The following is a 19,055-nucleotide window of genomic DNA, read 5'->3' on the forward strand; positions in this document are numbered from 1 at the left end:
AAACGCATCTGCAAGCGCCGGCGCTTTTTTCCTCTGCTTCTGCCAAATCGTTCGCATTACGGGTACCAGTAGCGGAAAAATGGGCGGTATTTGACTGATTATTCGATGCGAATATTCCTGTTTGTGCATCACCGTCTATGATTTACCATAACCAAAATATTTTTAGCCTGGCTGTATGGATACCTGATGCGTCAATTTGCCCCTCTTATTCCCTTGGTCGTTTTACTTTCCGCCTGCAGCAGCAAGCCGGAAAATACCACCCAGCCGCCGCAGGGCCGTGCGGTGCAAGGCGGTTTCCTGCTGGAAGCCGATCACGTCAATCCGATGCTGTCCGGCGATTATGCCTACAACGCGTCGGCCCAGCGCTTTATCGACAAAATGGTGCGCGAGCACGGCTTTGATCGCCAGCAGCTGCATGATGTTTTCGCGCAGACCAAGCGACTGGACTGGGTGATCCGGCTGATGGATCGTCAGGCGCCAAGACCGACCGGCCAGCCGCCTTCCGGGCCAAACGGTGCCTGGCTGCGGTACCGTAATAAATTCATTACTCCGGATAATATTCCCAACGGCGTAGCCTTCTGGAATCAGTATGCCGATGCGCTGGAGCGCGCGCACCGGGTCTACGGCGTGCCGCCGGAAATCATCGTCGGCATCATCGGGGTGGAAACCCGCTGGGGACGGGTGATGGGCAAAACGCGCATTATCGACGCGCTGGCAACGCTCTCCTTCGATTATCCCCGCCGTGCGACCTACTTTACCGGAGAACTGGAAACCTTCCTGCTGATGGCGCGTAAAGAGCAGCGCGATCCGCTGGAACTGCGCGGCTCTTATGCCGGTGCGATGGGATACGGCCAGTTTATGCCGTCCTCCTTCAAGGATTACGCGGTCGATTTTAACGGCGACGGGCACATTAACCTGTGGGATCCTGAGGACGCGATCGGCAGCGTGGCAAACTATTTCCGCGCGCACGGCTGGCAGCGCGATGCGCTGGTTGCGGTGCCGGCCAGCGGCCAGGCGCCATATATGGAGCACGGCTTCAAGACCCGCTATACGGTCGGCGCCCTGCAGTCTGCGGGGCTGACGCCGCAGGGCGGGCTGGGCCACGATCAGGAAGTGAGCCTGCTGCGCCTGGATATGGGCAGCGACTATCAGTACTGGTACGGGCTGCCCAACTTCTACACCATCACCCGCTATAACCACAGTACGCACTACGCGATGGCGGTATGGCAACTGGGTGAGGCGGTCGGCCGCGCGCGGCGCGGCGGCAGCGTATTCTGAGCAGCAAAAAGGGCCGGTGACGCCCTTTCAGACTGCTGACAAAGTTCGTTATTAGGGAGAGCGTGGCGATGGGGTCGTAGCGGCATTAGCCGCCGGAGCACCCCTCGTTACGCTAGGCCCGGGTATCTTGAGCTACCAGAGCACTTTGTCATCAACCTCCTTTTTGTTGGCTTACAGCATGGTGTAGGCTTTCTTCAGCCCGGTGTCCTCATCCGGGTCGGCCCCTTGCGCAGGCGGCTCCTCTTCCTCCGCTGCGACGTCGGCAGGCTCCGCTTCGGCCTCGGCAGGTTCTGTCTCAACCGGATCCGGCGCGGCTTCCGGCGGCGGCATGGTGTCATGAATCGTTTGTTCATCGAAGGTCGGGTTCAGCGCCGGCGACAGCGGCGAACTGACCAGGCTGTCCGGCATCGGGATATGCGGTAGCGGCGCATCCTCGACGAACTGCGACTCGTCCTCTTTCACCGTGCGGCTGAAGCCGACAATCAACACGCCGCACAGGGCGAAAAACACATACAGGATATTGCCGCCCAGCGGCTGGATCAGCATGCCGACCGTCAGCGGTCCGATGCTGGCGCCCACGCCGAAGGCCATCAGCAGACAGGCCGCCAGAGACACGCGGCGCTCCGGTTCGACCAGGTCATTGGCCAGCGCCACCGCCAGCGGATAGAGCGTAAACTGCAGCATGCTGACGACAAAGCCGATAGCCAGCAGCAGCGGAAAGGTGATGTGCGGCAGAATCGCCAGCGGCAGCGCCGCCAGCACCAGCAAAATGGCGTTGAGACGCATCAGCAGCGTACGGTTATAACGATCGGACAGCCAGCTCAGCGGGAACTGCGCCACCAGGCCGGCGAAAATCGCCAGTGCCATAAACAGGCCGGTATGCTGGGTGCTTAAATCCTGCTGGCTGGTATACACCGGCGCCAGGCCGTAAAACGAGCCGACCACCATGCCGATCACCAGCGTACTGGCCAGCACGCTGGGAATGGTGCGGATAAAGTAGCGCAGCTCCAGCGGCGCCGGCGACATATGGCGGACGTTGGTGCGGGTGGTGAGGGCGATGGGCACCAGGCAGAGCGCGAAGCACAGGGCGATAATCAGCAGGGTGCTGATGCCCAGATCGGTCTGCAGCATCAACACCACCTGGCCGAGGGACAGGCCCAGATAGGTGGCGGCCATGTAGAAACCGAAGACCACGCCGCGCTGATTGGACTCGGCCTGATCGTTAAGCCAGCTTTCCAACACCATAAACTGGCACATCATGCACAGGCCGATAATCATGCGCAGCACCACCCAAACCGGGATGTATTCGGTCAGGCCGTGTCCCAGCACCGCAGCGGTAATAATGCCCGCGCAGGAGACGTAGGCGCGGATATGCCCGACGCGCGCAATCAAAAAGTGGCCGACCTTGCCGCCGACCACCAGCCCGATATAGTTGGCGGCGGTGATGGCGCCGATCAGGCCGCCGGTGACGTGAATCGAGGCCAGACGCAAGGAGATATAGGTAGTCAGCAGCCCGGATCCCAACAGCATCAGCAGCGTTGTGGTATATAACGGAAAGAATACGCCAAACGTTTTTTTCACTCGCTCATCCTATGGTCATCGGCGCTGATTACTGCCGGCTACCAGCATCCTTGTTGCGTGCGCTATCGCGCGTTGCCCGTTACCTGGGCACCTCCTCTGATACTAGCAGCTTGCTTGGCAGCTTAAAACCTCGCCGCTTTTGCGCTGCGCAGCGCAATTTGCCGATCCCGCCGTCGCCGGCGCTTGATAAATGCTACTATCGGGCGCATATAGCGATGATTCATTGAGGGGGCGTGATGAGCGAAGAGAACCTGCGTAAACTTAGCGTGGCCGTCGGCGAAAAACTGAAGGCCGACGGGCGCTGGATCACGGCGGCGGAGTCCTGCACCGGCGGCGGCATCGCCAAGGCGATCACCGATATTGCCGGCAGCTCTGCCTACTTCGATCGCGGTTTTGTCACCTACAGCAACCGGGCGAAGCACCAGCTGCTGGGCGTTTCCGAGAGCACGCTGCAGGTGCATGGCGCGGTCAGCGAAGCGGTGGTGCGTGAAATGGCGCAGGGCGCGCTGCATGCGGCCGACGCCGATATCGCGCTGTCGGTCAGCGGCATCGCCGGGCCGGACGGCGGCAGCGCGGCGAAACCGGTCGGCACCGTATGGTTCGGCTTTGCCGAACGCTCGGGGCGGGTGCTGGCGTGCGAGAGGCGTTTCAGCGGCGATCGCGACGCCGTCCGGCTGCAGGCGACGGTTTTCGCGCTGCAAACCGTGCTCGACGAATTTTTATAAAATTAGGCTTGATACTGTATGACTGTACAGTATAATTAGTGACATTTCCTGCACAACATACATTCAGTGGCAGTGTGGGGTAACACCGACATTGCGCAACGAAGGAGCAAAAATGGCTATTGATGAGAACAAGCAAAAGGCGTTAGCTGCGGCACTGGGCCAGATTGAAAAACAATTCGGCAAAGGCTCCATCATGCGTCTGGGTGAAGACCGTTCCATGGATGTGGAAACGATCTCTACCGGCTCACTGTCACTTGATATCGCACTGGGCGCCGGCGGCCTGCCGATGGGCCGTATCGTTGAAATCTACGGGCCGGAATCCTCCGGTAAAACCACCCTGACGCTGCAGGTTATCGCCGCCGCGCAGCGCGAAGGCAAAACCTGCGCCTTTATCGATGCCGAACACGCGTTGGATCCGGTGTATGCGAAAAAGCTGGGTGTAGATATCGATAACCTGCTGTGTTCTCAGCCGGATACCGGCGAGCAGGCGCTGGAAATCTGTGACGCGTTGACCCGCTCCGGCGCGGTTGACGTGATCATCGTCGACTCCGTTGCGGCGCTGACGCCAAAAGCGGAAATCGAAGGTGAAATCGGTGATTCGCACATGGGTCTGGCGGCGCGTATGATGAGCCAGGCAATGCGTAAGCTGGCCGGTAACCTGAAAAATGCCAACACGCTGCTGATCTTCATCAACCAGATCCGTATGAAAATCGGCGTGATGTTCGGCAACCCGGAAACCACCACCGGCGGCAACGCGCTGAAGTTCTATGCGTCCGTTCGTCTGGATATCCGCCGTATCGGCGCGATTAAAGAGGGCGATGAAGTGGTCGGTAGTGAAACCCGCGTAAAAGTGGTGAAGAACAAGGTTGCCGCACCGTTCAAACAGGCTGAATTCCAGATCATGTACGGCGAAGGCATCAACAGCCGCGGTGAGCTGATTGACCTGGGCGTGAAGCACAAGATGATTGAAAAAGCCGGCGCCTGGTACAGCTACAACGGCGATAAAATTGGCCAGGGTAAGGCAAATGCCTGCAACTTCCTGAAGGAAAACCCGGCAATTGCCGCCGAACTGGACAAGAAGCTGCGCGATCTGCTGCTGCACAGCAGCGCCGTTGAAGCGGATGAAGGCTTCGATGACGAAGCTGAAACCAGCGAAGAGTTTTAATCGCGACAGTGGCGGTACGCACTGATTCTGGCGTATCGCCGCACGCCAAGGTTGTAATCCTATGAACGAACGGGTTTCCCCAAAGACCGGAAACACGCTGAATGACCTGCTGAGCCGCGCGATGCGCTTGCTGTCACAACGCGATCATAGTGAAGACGAACTGCGCCGCAAGCTTGCGGCGCAGCCGTTTTTCTCCCGCGCCAGATTCTCCGACAAAAACGACTCCCCATCTTGCGATGAACCCACCGACCCAGCCGTTGTCGAACAGGTCATTGATTATTGTTATCAGCATAATTGGTTGGACGATCGGCGTTTTGCTGCGAGCTATATCGGCAGCCGCAGCCGTAAGGGCTACGGCGCGCAGCGCATTCGTTCCGAGCTGATGCAAAAGGGTGTGGATAAAGAGGTGGTGCAGACGGCGTTGGCCGACTGTGACATCGACTGGTGCGAACAGGCCAAAGAGGTTGCTCAGCGCAAATTTGGCGAACCATTGCCGAAAGAGTGGAAAGACAAAGCTAAAGTGCAGCGTTATCTGCTTTATCGAGGCTTTTTCCAGGAAGAAATTCAGTCGATTTACCGTGATTTTGCGTAATCATCGCACACGGGGTTTTACTTCCCTCTGAAGAAAATTTATCTTATCCCCACTTTAGTTCGTGAGCAGGCTGCCATCGTAAGGATGACGCGCGCCCTGTTCACGTATCGTTATTCTAGTCTTTCCGGGAAAAATATGAGCAAGAGCACCGCTGAGATCCGTCAAGCGTTTCTCGATTTCTTTCATAGTAAAGGTCATCAGGTCGTAGCAAGCAGCTCCCTGGTGCCTAACAATGATCCGACGTTGCTGTTTACCAACGCCGGTATGAACCAATTCAAAGATGTTTTCCTGGGGCTGGATAAACGCGCTTATACCCGCGCGACCACCTCTCAGCGCTGCGTACGCGCAGGTGGTAAGCATAATGACCTGGAAAACGTCGGTTACACCGCGCGCCACCATACCTTCTTCGAAATGCTGGGTAACTTCAGCTTCGGTGATTACTTCAAACGTGACGCCATTGCCTATGCCTGGGAACTGCTGACCGGTGAAAACTGGTTTAACCTGCCGAAAGAAAAGCTGTGGGTGACCGTCTACGAAACCGATGATGAAGCGTTTGCTATCTGGCAGAACGAAATCGGTATCCCTGCTGAACGCATCATTCGCATCGGCGACAACAAGGGCGCGCCGTTTGCTTCCGATAACTTCTGGCAGATGGGTGATACCGGCCCGTGCGGTCCGTGTACCGAAATTTTCTACGATCACGGCGATCACATCTGGGGCGGCCCTCCGGGCAGCCCGGAAGAGGATGGCGACCGTTATATCGAGATTTGGAATATCGTCTTTATGCAGTTTAACCGTCAGGCTGACGGCACGATGCTGCCGCTGCCTAAACCATCGGTTGATACCGGCATGGGACTGGAGCGTATCACCGCGGTACTGCAACACGTTAATTCCAACTATGAAATCGATCTGTTCCGCACCCTGATTGCGGCGGTTGCCAAAGTCACCGGCGCGACCGATCTGGATAACAAATCCTTGCGCGTTATCGCCGACCATATTCGTTCTTGCGCCTTCCTGGTTTCCGACGGCGTTATCCCATCCAATGAGAACCGTGGCTATGTGCTGCGTCGCATCATTCGCCGCGCGGTACGTCACGGCAATATGCTGGGTGCAAAAGATACCTTCTTCTACAAGCTGGTTGCGCCGTTGATCGAAGTGATGGGGCCGGCGGCTGAAGAGCTGAAGAGCCAGCAGGCGATGGTTGAGCAGGTGCTGAAAACGGAAGAAGAGCAGTTTGCCCGCACGCTGGAGCGTGGTTTGGCGCTGCTAGATGAAGAGCTGTCCAAGCTGCAGGGTGATACGCTGGACGGTGAAACGGCCTTCCGTCTGTATGACACCTACGGCTTCCCGGTTGATCTGACCGCAGACGTTTGCCGCGAGCGCGGCCTGAAGGTTGATGAGGCTGGCTTTGACGAGGCGATGGAAGCGCAGCGCCGTCGTGCGCGTGAATCCAGCGGCTTCGGCGCTGATTACAACAGTATGATCCGCGTTGATGGCACCAGCGAGTTCTGCGGCTATGACCATGACAAGCTGCAGGCCAAGGTTACCGCACTGTTCCGTGACGGCCAACCCGTTGAAGCAATCCATGCCGGCGAAGACGCAGTGGTGGTGCTGGACAGCACGCCGTTCTACGGCGAGTCTGGCGGCCAGGTTGGTGATAAAGGGGTGCTGAAAGCGGCAGCGGCGGAATTTGTCGTCGCCGATACGCAAAAATATGGTCAGGCGCTCGGTCATCAGGGCAAGCTGGCGCAAGGTACGCTGAAAGTCGGCGACAGTGTTGATGCCGAGATCGATCAGGCGCGCCGCAATCGCATCCGTCTGAACCACTCCGCCACCCACCTGCTGCACGAGGCATTACGCCAGGTGTTGGGTGAGCATGTGGCGCAGAAAGGCTCTCTGGTTAACGATAAATACCTGCGTTTTGATTTCTCGCACTTTGAGGCGATCAAGCCGGAACAGCTGCGTGCGGTGGAAGACCTGGTCAACCAGCAGGTGCGTCGTAATCTGCCGGTGCAGACCGAGGTGATGGCGCTGGAGGATGCGAAAGAGAAGGGCGCGATGGCGCTGTTCGGTGAGAAGTACGATGACCATGTGCGCGTACTGACCATGGGCGACTTCTCTACCGAACTGTGTGGCGGCACCCATGTGGCCCGCACCGGTGATATCGGTCTGTTCCGTATTCAGAGCGAGTCGGGTACGGCCGCGGGGATCCGCCGTATTGAAGCGCTGACCGGTGAAGGCGCGATAGCCTCACTGCATCAGCAGAGTGATTTACTGCAGGGGGTTGCCCACCTGGTGAAAGGTGACAGCAACAACCTGACGGACAAGGTACGTGCGGTGCTCGATCGTTCCCGCGTGTTGGAAAAAGAGCTGCAGCAGCTTAAAGACCAACAGGCGGCGTCGGAAAGCGCGTCGCTGTCCAGTAAGGCGCAATTGGTGAACGGCGTGAAGCTGCTGGTTAGCCAGCTGGATAACGTTGAACCGAAAATGCTGCGTACCATGGTTGACGATCTTAAAAATCAACTGGGTTCTGCAATCATCGTTCTGGCTACGGCTGCTGACGGTAAAGTCAGCCTGATTGCTGGTGTGACCAAAGATCTGACCGACCGGGTAAAAGCCGGCGAGCTGATCGGCAGCGTCGCCCAGCAGGTGGGTGGCAAGGGCGGTGGTCGTCCGGATATGGCGCAAGCGGGGGGAAGCGACGTCGACGCCTTGCCTGCGGCATTAGGCAGCGTAGAAGCCTGGGTGGCTTCGAAACTGTGAATATAAATAAATAGCCCAGATGAACGCCATAACCTATTGTTGATTATGGCGTTTTTTCAGGGTGCTAAAACAATGCGGTTATAATAACGGGAACAAAGTTTTTCAGGTCGGCTAAACTTATCATTAACTGGGGTGATACCAAGTCTACTTACATTTATTGTGGGTTCTATGGCTTACTTTTTCACCACATATGATGGATAATGGCGGGGAAACTGAGAGACCCGACTCTTTTAATCTTTCAAGGAGCAAAGAATGTTAATTCTGACTCGTCGAGTTGGTGAAACCCTCATGATTGGCGATGAGGTTACGGTCACAGTGCTAGGGGTAAAAGGCAACCAGGTTCGTATTGGTGTAAATGCTCCGAAAGAAGTGTCCGTACACCGGGAAGAAATCTATCAACGTATCCAGGCCGAGAAGTCTCAGCAGACGACTTACTGATTTCAATCGTAGCGTCTCGTTGCCTCTGACGGGACGCTTCTGCCTTTTTTCTCTCTTTCCTCTGGTTTTTCCCTCTCTCGCTGACAATTTTTTCTCTGGGCGTTATTCACTTTATTGCCGGCCTATCGCCGTTTGCCTGTTGATAAAACACCCTTTTTGTCGTCGAATTGCCCATATTGCCTGCGAAGTGTGCAAACAAAAATAAGTTGGGAAAAATTGTTTGACTTATAAGTCGGGGAAAGTAATATGTGCGCCACGCAGTGCCGATGAGCTTCTCTAAAGCGAGTTAGGCACAATTCGAAAGAAGCGTGTTGGTGAGGTGGCCGAGAGGCTGAAGGCGCTCCCCTGCTAAGGGAGTATGCGGTCAAAAGCTGCATCCGGGGTTCGAATCCCCGCCTCACCGCCATTTGCATCCGTAGCTCAGCTGGATAGAGTACTCGGCTACGAACCGAGCGGTCGGAGGTTCGAATCCTCCCGGATGCACCATATTTAGGCATGTGTTTGAACGTCGTAATTCGAACTCGTGTCACGCCATAGAGCAGTATGGTAGGGTGAGTAACAAAATACCATACGGTATCAAAAAGAATTACTGTGCATCCGTAGCTCAGCTGGATAGAGTACTCGGCTACGAACCGAGCGGTCGGAGGTTCGAATCCTCCCGGATGCACCATTCTTCAAGTCTTACCTGATTATCAGGAAAGCAAAAATAGACAATGCATCCGTAGCTCAGCTGGATAGAGTACTCGGCTACGAACCGAGCGGTCGGAGGTTCGAATCCTCCCGGATGCACCATCTAAGAAAAACCCGCCTCGGCGGGTTTTTCGCTTTTCCGGCCGCGAGGAGAGCGGTTGGAGGTTCGAGCCGAGCGCAGAGAGACAACGTTGCGTCAGCAACGGCCCGCAGGGGAGGCGCAGCCGAATCATCCTCCCGGATGCCCCCTCTAAGAGAAACCTGCTTCGGCGGGTTTTTCGCTTTCTGTTCTCCGCATCATCCATGAAGTCCTTACCCACAACGCGGCATTTTCAGACATCACGCGATCGGCGACAATTTCCCTGCTTTGCGATAAAGTAGTTTTCTTTCCGCAATGATCATGGAGTAACGATGTACGATCGCTACCAAGGTCTGATCTTTGACATGGACGGCACGATTCTGGATACCGAACCCACACACCGGCAGGCGTGGCGTGACGTGCTGGGGCGCTATGGCATGACGTTTGACGAGTCTGCCGTGGTGGCGCTGAACGGTTCGCCGGCCTGGCGCATCGCCGAAGCGATTCTTACCGCTCATCAGGCCGATCTTGATCCTCATCAGCTCGCCGCAGAGAAAACTCGCGCGGTGGAAGCGATGCTGCTCGACAGCGTGCGTCCGTTGCCGCTGGCGGAGGTGGTGAAGTCTTATCATGGCCGCCGTCCGATGGCGGTGGGCACTGGCAGTGAACACCGTATGGCGGAGCGACTGCTGCGCCATCTGGGGCTGTATCAGTGCTTTGACGCGATTGTCGGCGCTGATGATGTCCAACGTCACAAGCCGGAACCGGAGACGTTTCTGCGCTGCGCTGAACTGATAGGCGTAGCGCCGGAACAGTGCGTGGTGTTTGAAGATGCGGACTTTGGCATTCAGGCGGCGCGCAGCGCCAATATGGCGGTGGTAGACGTCCGTACGCTGTGAGTAGTACGCTAACGCTACTTTCATTGTTCGGCAGCAGTTTTCTCAGTGCGACGCTGCTGCCGGGAAATTCAGAAATTCTTCTGGTCGCCTTGCTGACGAAAAGTCTGGTTGCCCCCGCATGGTTAGTGTTGGCGGCGACGTTGGGCAATACGCTTGGCGGGTTGACCAATGTGATTATCGGGCGCCTGTTACCGGCGTTAAAACCACAACGCGGGCTGGAAACGGCGCTGAAGTGGTTGCAACGCTTTGGCCCTGCTGCGCTGTTGCTCAGTTGGTTGCCGGTAGTGGGCGATTTGTTGTGCGTGTTGGCAGGTTGGCTGCGCATGCCATGGGGACCTGTGGTGCTGTTTCTGACGATCGGAAAAGCGCTGCGTTACGTCATTTTGACTATGATAACGCTACAGGGGATTTCCTGGTGGCACTAACGAAGTTAAACATAACCCCAAACGCCATTAGGTTGGCGGTGAACGGCGTGCGCGCTGCCGCGGCCGGCATGGGTGGGAATGAATACAATATTCTTCGGGCGTGGTTTCAGTATGCTTACGAGTCATCGTTTTTTGGAGCGGGAGGTCAATTTGATCCCGGACGTATCACAGGCGCTTTCTTGGTTGGAAGCCCACCCTCAGGCATTAAAAGGCATTCGCCGCGGTATTGAGCGCGAAACCCTACGCGTAACGGCCGATGGCAAGCTGGCGACGACCGGGCATCCGGAACATCTGGGGGCAGCATTAACGCACCATTGGATTACCACGGATTTTGCCGAGGCGCTGTTAGAGTTTATTACGCCGGTTGATGACAATATCGATCACCTGCTGACGTTCTTGCGCGATATCCACCGCTACGTGGCGCGTAATATTGGCGAAGAGCGCATGTGGCCGCTGAGCATGCCGTGTTTTATCGGCACCGAGCAGGATATTGAACTGGCGCAGTTCGGCTCATCGAATATCGGCCGGATGAAAACGTTGTACCGCGAAGGGCTGAAAAACCGCTATGGCGCCTTGATGCAGACGATTTCCGGCGTTCACTACAACTTCTCGCTGCCGTTGGAGTTCTGGCGGGCCTGGGCGGGGGGTGAGGACGAGGAAAGCGGTAAAGAGCAGATATCTGCCGGTTATTTCCGCCTGATCCGCAACTATTACCGCTTTGGCTGGGTGATCCCTTATCTGTTCGGCGCCTCGCCGGCTATCTGCTCCTCGTTCCTGAAGGGGCGGGAAACCTCGCTGCCGTTTGAAAGCAACGGGCGCGGCATGCTGTATCTGCCGTATGCCACCTCGCTGCGCCTGAGCGATCTGGGTTATACCAACAAGTCGCAAAGCAATCTGGGAATTACCTTCAACGACCTGCACAGCTATGTTGCAGGGCTGAAGAAGGCGATAGCGACACCGTCGGAAGAGTTTGCGCAACTAGGGGTGAAGCAGGGCGACCATTACCTGCAGCTGAATACCAACGTGCTGCAGATTGAAAATGAACTGTATGCGCCGATTCGTCCCAAACGCGTAACCCGCAGCGGTGAGACGCCGTCTGATGCCTTGCTGCGCGGCGGCATTGAATATATCGAAGTGCGTTCGCTGGATATCAACCCGTTCTCGCCGATTGGCGTCGATGCGGTGCAGGCGCGTTTCCTGGATCTGTTCCTGATCTGGTGCACCCTGGCGGACGCGCCGGAAATGAACAGCGATGAATTGCTGTGTACACGTAAAAACTGGAACCGCGTGATTCTGGAAGGCCGTAAACCGGGGCAGACCATCGGCATCGGCTGCAACGATACGCGTAAACCGCTGGTCCAGGTGGGCAAGGCGCTGTTTGCCGATCTGCGACGCGTGGCGGAAGTGCTGGACAGTGAAGCCGGCGACCGGGCGTATCAGCAGGTGTGCGATCGGCTGGTCGCCGCTTTCGACGATCCGGAGCAGACCTTCTCCGCCCGCATCTTAAAGGCGATGCTGGAAGACGGAACCGGTAAGGTAGGGTTGGAGCTGGCGGAGCATTACCGTCAGATGCTACGCGCTGAACCGCTGGAGATTCTCAGCGACGAGCTGTTTGCACAGGAGTCTCGCGAGTCGTGGCAACGACAGCGCGACACAGAAGCGGCGGATACGCTAAGCTTTGAACAGTTCCTGAAGGCAAACGGCGGGGGCTGAAAAAGAAAAAGGCCACATCAATGTGGCCAAATATGCATCTCTGATGACAGGGATGATGATAACAAATGCGCGTCTTTCATATACTGAGACTCGCAGGGTGGGAAAAGGTTTCCTTGGATCGCTAAAAAAAATCCTAAATAATTTTTCTTTTACGAGGAGGTGACAACATGCCACTGCTGGATAGCTTTACCGTAGACCACACTCGCATGGCAGCCCCGGCTGTCCGCGTTGCGAAAACCATGAAAACTCCTCATGGCGATACCATCACCGTGTTTGACCTGCGTTTTTGCATCCCAAACAAAGAAGTGATGCCAGAGCGCGGCATTCATACGCTGGAACACCTGTTCGCAGGGTTTATGCGTAATCACCTGAATGGCCAGGGCGTAGAGATTATCGATATCTCGCCAATGGGCTGCCGCACCGGCTTCTATATGAGCCTTATCGGCGTGCCGGAAGAGCAACGCGTTGCTGACGCCTGGAAAGCGGCGATGGCGGACGTGCTGAAGGTGACCGACCAGCGTAAAATCCCTGAGCTGAATGAATTCCAGTGCGGGACGTATGAGATGCACTCGCTGCAGGAAGCGCAGGATATCGCCAAGCATATTCTGGATCGCGACGTAGTGGTCAACCGCAACGACGATCTGGCGCTGCCGGCAGAGAAGCTGCAGGAACTGCACATCTGATAAGGTGCCGGCCGCAGACAATAAAAAAGACGCGATGATCGCGTCTTTTTTATGGATGCCGCGCGAGCGTTAACTATTTTGCACGCTTTCCTGCAGCGGTTTAATCGGCGTGACGCGCACCTGCTTAATCATATTGTCCTGCACGTCCAGAATATCAAAATCATAGTGGCCGATGCGGATGCGGGTGCCGCTTTCCGGGATCTCCCCCAGCTCTTCGAGCAGCAGCCCGTTGATAGTGCGCGCTTCAATGGCCGGCAGGTTCCAGTTAAAGGCTTTGTTCAGCTCCCGCACGTTGGCGGTGCCGTCGATCAGCACCGAGCCGTCGCTTTGCGGCGTAACCTCTTCCGCCAGCGTCGGGGACATGGAGGTGGTGAAGTCGCCGACGATCTCTTCCAGGATATCCTCTACCGTGACCAGCCCCTGAATATCGCCGTATTCATCAACGACGATGCCCACTTTCTCTTTATTACGCTGGAATTTGACCAGCTGCACGTTAAGCGGGGTGCCTTCCGGCACGTAGTAGATCTCATCGGCGGCGCGCAGCAGGTTCTCTTTGTTAAACTCGTTCTTTTCCGTCATCAGGCGGTAGGCCTCGCGCACGCGCAGCATGCCGATGGCGTCGTCCAGCGAGTCGCGATACAGCACGATGCGGCCGTGCGGTGAGTGCGTCAGCTGGCGCATGATGGACTTCCAGTCATCGTTAACGTCGATGCCCATGATCTCATTGCGCGGCACCATGATGTCTTCCACCGTGACCTTTTCCAGATCGAGAACCGAAATCAGCATGTCCTGATAGCGGCGTGAAATCTGCGAGTGGGATTCGTTGACGATGGTGCGCAGCTCTTCTTTACTGACGGCGTCGCTGATCTGGTGGTTAATACGGATGCCGAACAGCCGCAGCACGATGCTGGTAATGCCGTTCAGCAGCCATACCAGCGGGAACATGACCTTTTGCAGCGGCGCCAGCAGCATACTGCTGGGGAACGCGATGCGTTCCGGGTACAGGGCGGCAAAGGTTTTCGGCAGCACTTCGGCGAACAGCAGGACGGCGAAGGTGAGCACGCCGGTAGCAATCGCCACGCCCAGATCGCCATACAGACGCATCCCGACGATGGTTGCCAGTGCAGAAGCCAGGATATTCACCAGGTTATTGCCGATCAGCACCAGCCCGATCAGGCGGTCAGGCTTTTGCAGCAGCTTTTCTACCCGGCGGGCAGAACGGTTGCCCTGTTTGGAAAGGTGACGAAGACGATAGCGGTTGAGCGTCATCATGCCGGTTTCGGATGCTGAAAAATAAGCGGAAACCACAATCATGATCACCAGAATGATGATTAGGGTGGCGGTCGAAACGTGCTCCAACGCGAGATTCCTTATAGATGGAGAAAAATAGCCTCATGGGTGAATGAGGCATGGCGCGCTCAGCGCACCATGATTTCCTGAATGAGTCGGCTGCCGAAATAGGCCAGCGTGAGTAAGAACGCCCCGGCGAAACTGAACCAGACCACGCGGCGGCCGCGCCAGCCTTCGTGGTAGTGGCCCCACAGCAGGACGATATAGACAAACCACGCCATAATCGACAGCACCGCCTTGTGCACGTTCTCCTTGCTGAACAGATTATCCATATACAGCAGCCCGGTGCACAGGGTTAGCGTCAGCAATACGACGCCGATCTGCGTGATATGAAACATTTTACGTTCAATGCTCATCAGCGGCGGCATATCCGCGCTGAAGCTGAGCTTTTTGTTCTTCAGCAAATAATCGAGCCAGGCCAGCTGCAGCGCGTACAGCGCGGCAATAATCAGCGTAGCGTAGGCGAACAGCGCCAGGCCGATATGCACCATCAGTTCGGGGCTGGCCTCCAGATGGGTGATAAATTCGCCGGGCAGCAGGCTGGCGAAGGCCAGGTTGATCATGGCGAAGCTGTAGACGATCGGCAGCAGGAACCAGCCGCGGTTGCGCGAGGCGACGATGGTCATCACGGTGCAGATGATCAGGCTGACAATCGAGCCGATGTTCAGCAGGCTCAGGTTTTGTCCGGTGCTGACGTCGAACACCCGTTGCTGCAGTGCAATGGCGTGGCTGACCAGCGCCACCACGGCGGAAATGATGGCGAGCCGACGGTATGCGCTATTCTGCCGCAACAAGCTGGGAATGATCAGTCCAAGGCTGAGCAGGTAGGCTATCAAAGCCACGATGGAAAATACTGGCATAGCGTTATTTTAGGCATCGGCGTGGTTAATCGAAGGGTCAGTATAGCGTTGAGCGCGCCGCACTCCAACCGATCTCCAACGCTGAGGCAGAGATCGTTCACGCTTCGTGTTATAATCGCCGCAATTGTGTCGCCATGGCGGCCTGTCATTACGTTGAGCCTGAGACGATGTTTGAAAATTTAACCGATCGATTATCGCGCACACTGCGCAATATCAGCGGCCGCGGGCGGCTGACAGAAGAGAATATCAAAGACACCCTGCGCGAAGTGCGGATGGCATTGCTGGAGGCCGACGTTGCGCTGCCGGTAGTGCGGGACTTTATCAATCGCGTAAAAGAGAGCGCGGTCGGTCATGAAGTCAACAAAAGCCTGACGCCGGGTCAGGAGTTCGTCAAAATCGTTAAGGGCGAGCTGATCGCCGCGATGGGCGAGGTGAACACCGAGCTGAACCTGGCGGCCCAGCCGCCGGCAGTGGTGCTGATGGCGGGCCTGCAGGGCGCGGGTAAAACCACCAGCGTCGGTAAGCTCGGCAAATTCCTGAAAGAGAAACAGAAGAAGAAGGTCCTGGTAGTGTCTGCCGACGTTTATCGCCCTGCGGCGATCAAACAGCTGGAAACCCTGGCCGAAAACGTCGGCATCGACTTCTTCCCGTCTGACGCCAAAGACAAGCCGCTTGATATCGTCAACCGCGCGCTGCAGCAGGCGAAGCTGAAGTTCTACGACGTGCTGATCGTCGATACCGCCGGCCGTTTGCACGTCGACGAAGCGATGATGGACGAAATCAAACAGGTGCACGCGGCGATCAACCCGGTGGAAACGCTGTTTGTGGTCGACGCCATGACCGGCCAGGACGCCGCCAATACCGCTAAAGCCTTTAATGAAGCGCTGCCGCTGACCGGCGTGGTGCTGACCAAGGTTGACGGCGATGCGCGCGGCGGTGCCGCGCTCTCCATCCGTCATATCACCGGTAAACCGATCAAATTCCTCGGCGTCGGCGAAAAAACCGAAGCGCTGGAGCCGTTCCACCCGGACCGTGTGGCGTCGCGTATTCTCGGCATGGGCGACGTGCTGTCGCTGATCGAAGATATCGAGAGCAAGGTTGACCGCGAGCAGGCTGAGAAACTGGCCAGCAAGCTGAAAAAAGGCGACGGCTTCGACCTGACCGACTTCCTGGACCAGCTGAAACAGATGCGCAATATGGGCGGTATGGCCAGCATGCTGAGCAAACTGCCGGGCGCGGGCCAGCTGCCGGATAATGTCAAATCGCAGATGGATGACAAAGTGCTGGTGCGTATGGAAGCGATCATCAACTCGATGACGCTGAAAGAGCGCGCCAAACCGGAAATCATCAAAGGGTCGCGCAAGCGCCGTATCGCGACGGGTTCCGGCATGCAGGTGCAGGACGTCAACCGTCTGCTCAAGCAGTTTGACGAAATGCAGCGCATGATGAAGAAGATGAAAAAAGGCGGCATGGCGAAGATGATGCGCAACATGAAGGGCATGATGCCGCCGGGCTTCCCGGGCCGCTAAGCGTCGCCGATCTTCAGTGATTGCGACGCTGACCGTATTGCCGCTTGCGGCAAAAAAACGTCCGAAAGTGTGATGGCGACAAAACGAATTAGCGGCAATCTACGCTTTAGATTGCTTTTTGCGCCAAAATGAGTAAAATTTTCGGGCTTTTTATATTGCAACCGGGCCCCGTCCCTCAATGGGGCCCGGCTGTTTTATTAACTAAAGAGGATGTTATGGTAACAATTCGTTTGGCACGTGGCGGCGCTAAAAAGCGTCCGTTTTATCAAGTAGTAGTGACCGACAGCCGCAACGCTCGTGACGGTCGCTTCATCGAGCGCGTAGGCTTCTTCAACCCGATCGCTTCTGGTCAGGCTGAAGCACTGCGTCTGGACCTGGACCGCATCGAACATTGGGTCGGCCTGGGTGCAACCGTTTCTGATCGCGTTCACGCGCTGATCAAAGACGCTAAGAAAGCAGCTTAATCTGTCGCGGTGGTGGCAATGAGCAAGCAACATAAACCGCTGGCGCCTGAGCAGCCGATTGTACTCGGCAAACTGGGCTCCAGTTACGGCATTCGTGGTTGGCTCAGAGTGTTTTCATCCACCGAGAACGCCGAAAGCATTTTTGACTATCAGCCCTGGTTTATCCAGAAGGCGGGCCAGTGGCAGCACGTTGAGCTTGAGAGCTGGCGTCGCCACAATCAGGATCTGATCGTTAAGGTCAAAGGCATTGACGATCGGGATGAAGCGAATCTGCTGACCAATTGCGAAATTGTCGTGGATTCCAATCAGCTTCCGCAGTTGGAAGAGGATGATTACTACTGGAAAGACCTGATGGGCTGCCAGGTAGTCACCGCCTCCGGCTACGATCTGGGCAAAGTCATCGATATGATGGAGACCGGTTCAAACGACGTGATGGTCGTGCGGGCAAACCTGAAAGATGCATTCGGTATGAAGGAGAGGTTAATTCCATTCCTTCATGGGCAGGTTATCAAGAAAGTCGATCTCGCTGCCAAGGTTATCGAGGCAGATTGGGATCCTGGTTTTTGACCTCCGGATTATACGGTCGAAGCAAGCGGAATAACGGTACGGAGATTGGCTTGTGTTTATTGGTATTGTAAGCCTGTTTCCTGAAATGTTTCGCGCCATCACCGATTACGGAGTGACTGGCCGGGCAGTAAAGAATGGCCTGCTGAGCGTCCAGTGTTGGAGTCCGCGTGACTTCACCTACGACCGGCATCGTACCGTGGACGATCGCCCATACGGCGGCGGCCCGGGAATGCTGATGATGGTGCAACCTTTACGGGAAGCCATCGCAGCGGCGAAAACAGCGGCAGGCGAGGGTGCAAAGGTGATTTATCTTTCACCTCAGGGGCGCAAGCTGGATCAAACCGGCGTGTGCGAACTGGCGGCCAACCAAAAGATGATTTTGGTGTGCGGTCGCTACGAAGGGATTGATGAGCGCGTGATCCAAACCGAAATTGACGAAGAATGGTCAATCGGCGATTACGTACTCAGCGGCGGGGAACTGCCGGCAATGACCCTGATCGATTCGGTCGCCCGATTTATTCCGGGCGTGCTGGGACGTCAGGCGTCAGCAGAAGAAGACTCTTTTGCCGACGGATTGCTGGACTGCCCGCACTATACCCGGCCTGAGGTGTTGGAAGGGATGGAGGTACCGCCGGTTTTACTGTCGGGAAACCATGCCGAGATACGTCGCTGGCGCTTAAAGCAGTCGCTGGGCCGAACCTGGCTTAGAAGACCTGAACTTCTAGAAAGCCTAGCTCTGACTGACGAGCAAGAGGTGTTGCTGGCCGAGTTCCAACGGGAACATCGGGCTTCGCAACAGGACTATGAAGGCAACGTCTAAGACGACGCCGATATATCAGTTTACCTAGGGTAAGAGACATATTATGAGCAACATTATTAAGCAACTTGAACAAGAGCAGATGAAGCAAGACGTACCTGCGTTCCGTCCGGGTGATTCCGTGGAAGTTAAGGTATGGGTCGTTGAAGGTAGCAAAAAACGTCTGCAGGCATTCGAGGGCGTGGTTATCGCTATCCGTAACCGCGGTCTGCACTCTGCATTCACTGTTCGTAAGATTTCCAACGGCGAAGGTGTTGAGCGCGTATTCCAGACTCACTCCCCAGTAATCGACAGCATTACTGTGAAACGTCGTGGTGCCGTTCGTAAAGCCAAACTGTACTACCTGCGTGAGCGTACTGGTAAGGCTGCTCGTATCAAAGAGCGTCTGAACCGCGTCGGCTAACGCTGCATCCGAAAGTTAATAGTGATAAAAGGGT

At 56.2% G+C, this 19,055-nt stretch carries 18 protein-coding genes, 4 tRNA genes and 1 other RNA gene; 20 read left to right on the plus strand and 3 right to left on the minus strand.

The window, feature by feature from the left end; genetic code table 11:
- Positions 1-186 precede the first annotated feature (186 nt).
- On the plus strand, positions 187-1,278 hold the full coding sequence (mltB, locus tag D781_RS03775; protein WP_015670990.1) for a lytic murein transglycosylase B: 1,092 nt from the start codon (positions 187-189) through the stop codon (positions 1,276-1,278).
- A gap of 171 nt (positions 1,279-1,449) precedes the next feature.
- Here mltB and D781_RS03780 read toward each other — a convergent pair whose 3' ends face one another.
- A complete protein-coding gene (locus D781_RS03780; protein WP_015670991.1) occupies positions 1,450-2,859 on the minus strand; it encodes an MFS transporter in 1,410 nt (469 codons plus the stop codon).
- Positions 2,860-3,095: 236 nt separating this feature from the next.
- On the opposite strand from D781_RS03780, the gene pncC reads away from it, so the two are divergent.
- From pncC to luxS, 14 genes are all read left to right on the plus strand, one after another.
- Positions 3,096-3,584, plus strand: a complete 489-nt coding sequence (gene pncC, locus D781_RS03785; RefSeq protein WP_015670992.1) for a nicotinamide-nucleotide amidase — start codon at positions 3,096-3,098, stop codon at positions 3,582-3,584.
- 112 nt (positions 3,585-3,696) lie between these two features.
- Complete coding sequence (gene recA, locus D781_RS03790; RefSeq protein ID WP_015670993.1) at positions 3,697-4,749, plus strand: recombinase RecA; 1,053 nt, start codon at positions 3,697-3,699, stop codon at positions 4,747-4,749.
- 97 nt (positions 4,750-4,846) lie between these two features.
- The gene (gene recX / locus D781_RS03795; RefSeq protein ID WP_041411991.1) at positions 4,847-5,341 is read left to right on the plus strand and encodes a recombination regulator RecX; all 495 of its coding nucleotides are present in this window, start codon (positions 4,847-4,849) and stop codon (positions 5,339-5,341) included.
- Between the two features lie 135 nt (positions 5,342-5,476).
- Positions 5,477-8,104: an alanine--tRNA ligase gene (alaS, locus tag D781_RS03800; RefSeq protein ID WP_015670995.1), complete on the plus strand. Its 2,628-nt coding sequence runs from the start codon at positions 5,477-5,479 to the stop codon at positions 8,102-8,104.
- Positions 8,105-8,356: 252 nt separating this feature from the next.
- Complete coding sequence (gene csrA / locus D781_RS03805) at positions 8,357-8,542, plus strand: carbon storage regulator CsrA (protein ID WP_004091602.1); 186 nt, start codon at positions 8,357-8,359, stop codon at positions 8,540-8,542.
- Between the two features lie 313 nt (positions 8,543-8,855).
- A tRNA-Ser gene (locus D781_RS03810) sits at positions 8,856-8,948 on the plus strand.
- A 3-nt stretch (positions 8,949-8,951) separates the two neighbouring features.
- Positions 8,952-9,028: transfer RNA gene (locus D781_RS03815), tRNA-Arg, on the plus strand.
- Positions 9,029-9,135: 107 nt separating this feature from the next.
- Positions 9,136-9,212 (plus strand) — tRNA-Arg (locus tag D781_RS03820).
- Between the two features lie 45 nt (positions 9,213-9,257).
- Positions 9,258-9,334: transfer RNA gene (locus D781_RS03825), tRNA-Arg, on the plus strand.
- Between the two features lie 27 nt (positions 9,335-9,361).
- A non-coding RNA gene (locus D781_RS22485) (RtT sRNA) lies at positions 9,362-9,482 on the plus strand.
- 161 nt (positions 9,483-9,643) lie between these two features.
- Complete coding sequence (gene yqaB, locus D781_RS03830) at positions 9,644-10,210, plus strand: fructose-1-phosphate/6-phosphogluconate phosphatase (protein ID WP_015670997.1); 567 nt, start codon at positions 9,644-9,646, stop codon at positions 10,208-10,210.
- On the plus strand, positions 10,207-10,635 hold the full coding sequence (locus D781_RS03835) for a YqaA family protein (protein WP_015670998.1): 429 nt from the start codon (positions 10,207-10,209) through the stop codon (positions 10,633-10,635). Before yqaB ends, D781_RS03835 begins: the two co-directional genes overlap by 4 nt.
- Before the next feature lie 111 nt (positions 10,636-10,746).
- On the plus strand, positions 10,747-12,348 hold the full coding sequence (gene gshA, locus D781_RS03840) for a glutamate--cysteine ligase (protein WP_199557139.1): 1,602 nt from the start codon (positions 10,747-10,749) through the stop codon (positions 12,346-12,348).
- Positions 12,349-12,515: 167 nt separating this feature from the next.
- Positions 12,516-13,031, plus strand: a complete 516-nt coding sequence (luxS, locus tag D781_RS03845) for an S-ribosylhomocysteine lyase (protein WP_015671000.1) — start codon at positions 12,516-12,518, stop codon at positions 13,029-13,031.
- Between the two features lie 69 nt (positions 13,032-13,100).
- Here luxS and D781_RS03850 read toward each other — a convergent pair whose 3' ends face one another.
- The gene (locus D781_RS03850) at positions 13,101-14,390 is read right to left on the minus strand and encodes an HlyC/CorC family transporter (RefSeq protein ID WP_015671001.1); all 1,290 of its coding nucleotides are present in this window, start codon (positions 14,388-14,390) and stop codon (positions 13,101-13,103) included.
- Between the two features lie 59 nt (positions 14,391-14,449).
- On the minus strand, positions 14,450-15,241 hold the full coding sequence (locus D781_RS03855; RefSeq protein ID WP_015671002.1) for an inner membrane protein YpjD: 792 nt from the start codon (positions 15,239-15,241) through the stop codon (positions 14,450-14,452).
- A gap of 167 nt (positions 15,242-15,408) precedes the next feature.
- Here D781_RS03855 and ffh point away from each other — a divergent pair, with 167 nt between their 5' ends.
- The 5 genes from ffh to rplS all read left to right on the plus strand — a co-directional run bounded on the left by ffh (position 15,409) and on the right by rplS (position 19,021).
- Positions 15,409-16,770: a signal recognition particle protein gene (ffh, locus tag D781_RS03860; protein WP_015671003.1), complete on the plus strand. Its 1,362-nt coding sequence runs from the start codon at positions 15,409-15,411 to the stop codon at positions 16,768-16,770.
- A 215-nt stretch (positions 16,771-16,985) separates the two neighbouring features.
- Complete coding sequence (gene rpsP, locus D781_RS03865; protein WP_004932501.1) at positions 16,986-17,234, plus strand: 30S ribosomal protein S16; 249 nt, start codon at positions 16,986-16,988, stop codon at positions 17,232-17,234.
- An 18-nt stretch (positions 17,235-17,252) separates the two neighbouring features.
- Positions 17,253-17,801 (plus strand): ribosome maturation factor RimM, encoded by a 549-nt coding sequence (gene rimM, locus D781_RS03870; protein ID WP_015671004.1) that lies wholly within the window; start codon positions 17,253-17,255, stop codon positions 17,799-17,801.
- 52 nt (positions 17,802-17,853) lie between these two features.
- The gene (gene trmD / locus D781_RS03875) at positions 17,854-18,621 is read left to right on the plus strand and encodes a tRNA (guanosine(37)-N1)-methyltransferase TrmD (protein WP_015671005.1); all 768 of its coding nucleotides are present in this window, start codon (positions 17,854-17,856) and stop codon (positions 18,619-18,621) included.
- 43 nt (positions 18,622-18,664) lie between these two features.
- Positions 18,665-19,021 (plus strand): 50S ribosomal protein L19, encoded by a 357-nt coding sequence (gene rplS / locus D781_RS03880; RefSeq protein WP_004932484.1) that lies wholly within the window; start codon positions 18,665-18,667, stop codon positions 19,019-19,021.
- Positions 19,022-19,055 lie beyond the last annotated feature (34 nt).

Origin of the sequence: Serratia sp. FGI94 (assembly GCF_000330865.1) — a bacterium.
GTDB classification, from domain to species: Bacteria; Pseudomonadota; Gammaproteobacteria; order Enterobacterales; family Enterobacteriaceae; genus Serratia_B; species Serratia_B rubidaea.

What these genes read in the sequence shown, in the direction of transcription:
- yqaB (WP_015670997.1), top strand. Translation starts at nt 9,644, where the DNA reads ATGTACGATCGCTACCAAGGTCTGATCTTTGACATGGACGGCACGATT.
- ffh (WP_015671003.1), top strand. Translation starts at nt 15,409, where the DNA reads ATGTTTGAAAATTTAACCGATCGATTATCGCGCACACTGCGCAATATC.
- mltB (WP_015670990.1), top strand. Translation starts at nt 187, where the DNA reads ATGCGTCAATTTGCCCCTCTTATTCCCTTGGTCGTTTTACTTTCCGCC.
- rpsP (WP_004932501.1), top strand. Translation starts at nt 16,986, where the DNA reads ATGGTAACAATTCGTTTGGCACGTGGCGGCGCTAAAAAGCGTCCGTTT.
- alaS (WP_015670995.1), top strand. Translation starts at nt 5,477, where the DNA reads ATGAGCAAGAGCACCGCTGAGATCCGTCAAGCGTTTCTCGATTTCTTT.
- recA (WP_015670993.1), top strand. Translation starts at nt 3,697, where the DNA reads ATGGCTATTGATGAGAACAAGCAAAAGGCGTTAGCTGCGGCACTGGGC.
- luxS (WP_015671000.1), top strand. Translation starts at nt 12,516, where the DNA reads ATGCCACTGCTGGATAGCTTTACCGTAGACCACACTCGCATGGCAGCC.
- D781_RS03855 (WP_015671002.1), bottom strand. Translation starts at nt 15,241, where the DNA reads ATGCCAGTATTTTCCATCGTGGCTTTGATAGCCTACCTGCTCAGCCTT.
- pncC (WP_015670992.1), top strand. Translation starts at nt 3,096, where the DNA reads ATGAGCGAAGAGAACCTGCGTAAACTTAGCGTGGCCGTCGGCGAAAAA.
- csrA (WP_004091602.1), top strand. Translation starts at nt 8,357, where the DNA reads ATGTTAATTCTGACTCGTCGAGTTGGTGAAACCCTCATGATTGGCGAT.
- rplS (WP_004932484.1), top strand. Translation starts at nt 18,665, where the DNA reads ATGAGCAACATTATTAAGCAACTTGAACAAGAGCAGATGAAGCAAGAC.
- rimM (WP_015671004.1), top strand. Translation starts at nt 17,253, where the DNA reads ATGAGCAAGCAACATAAACCGCTGGCGCCTGAGCAGCCGATTGTACTC.
- gshA (WP_199557139.1), top strand. Translation starts at nt 10,747, where the DNA reads ATGCTTACGAGTCATCGTTTTTTGGAGCGGGAGGTCAATTTGATCCCG.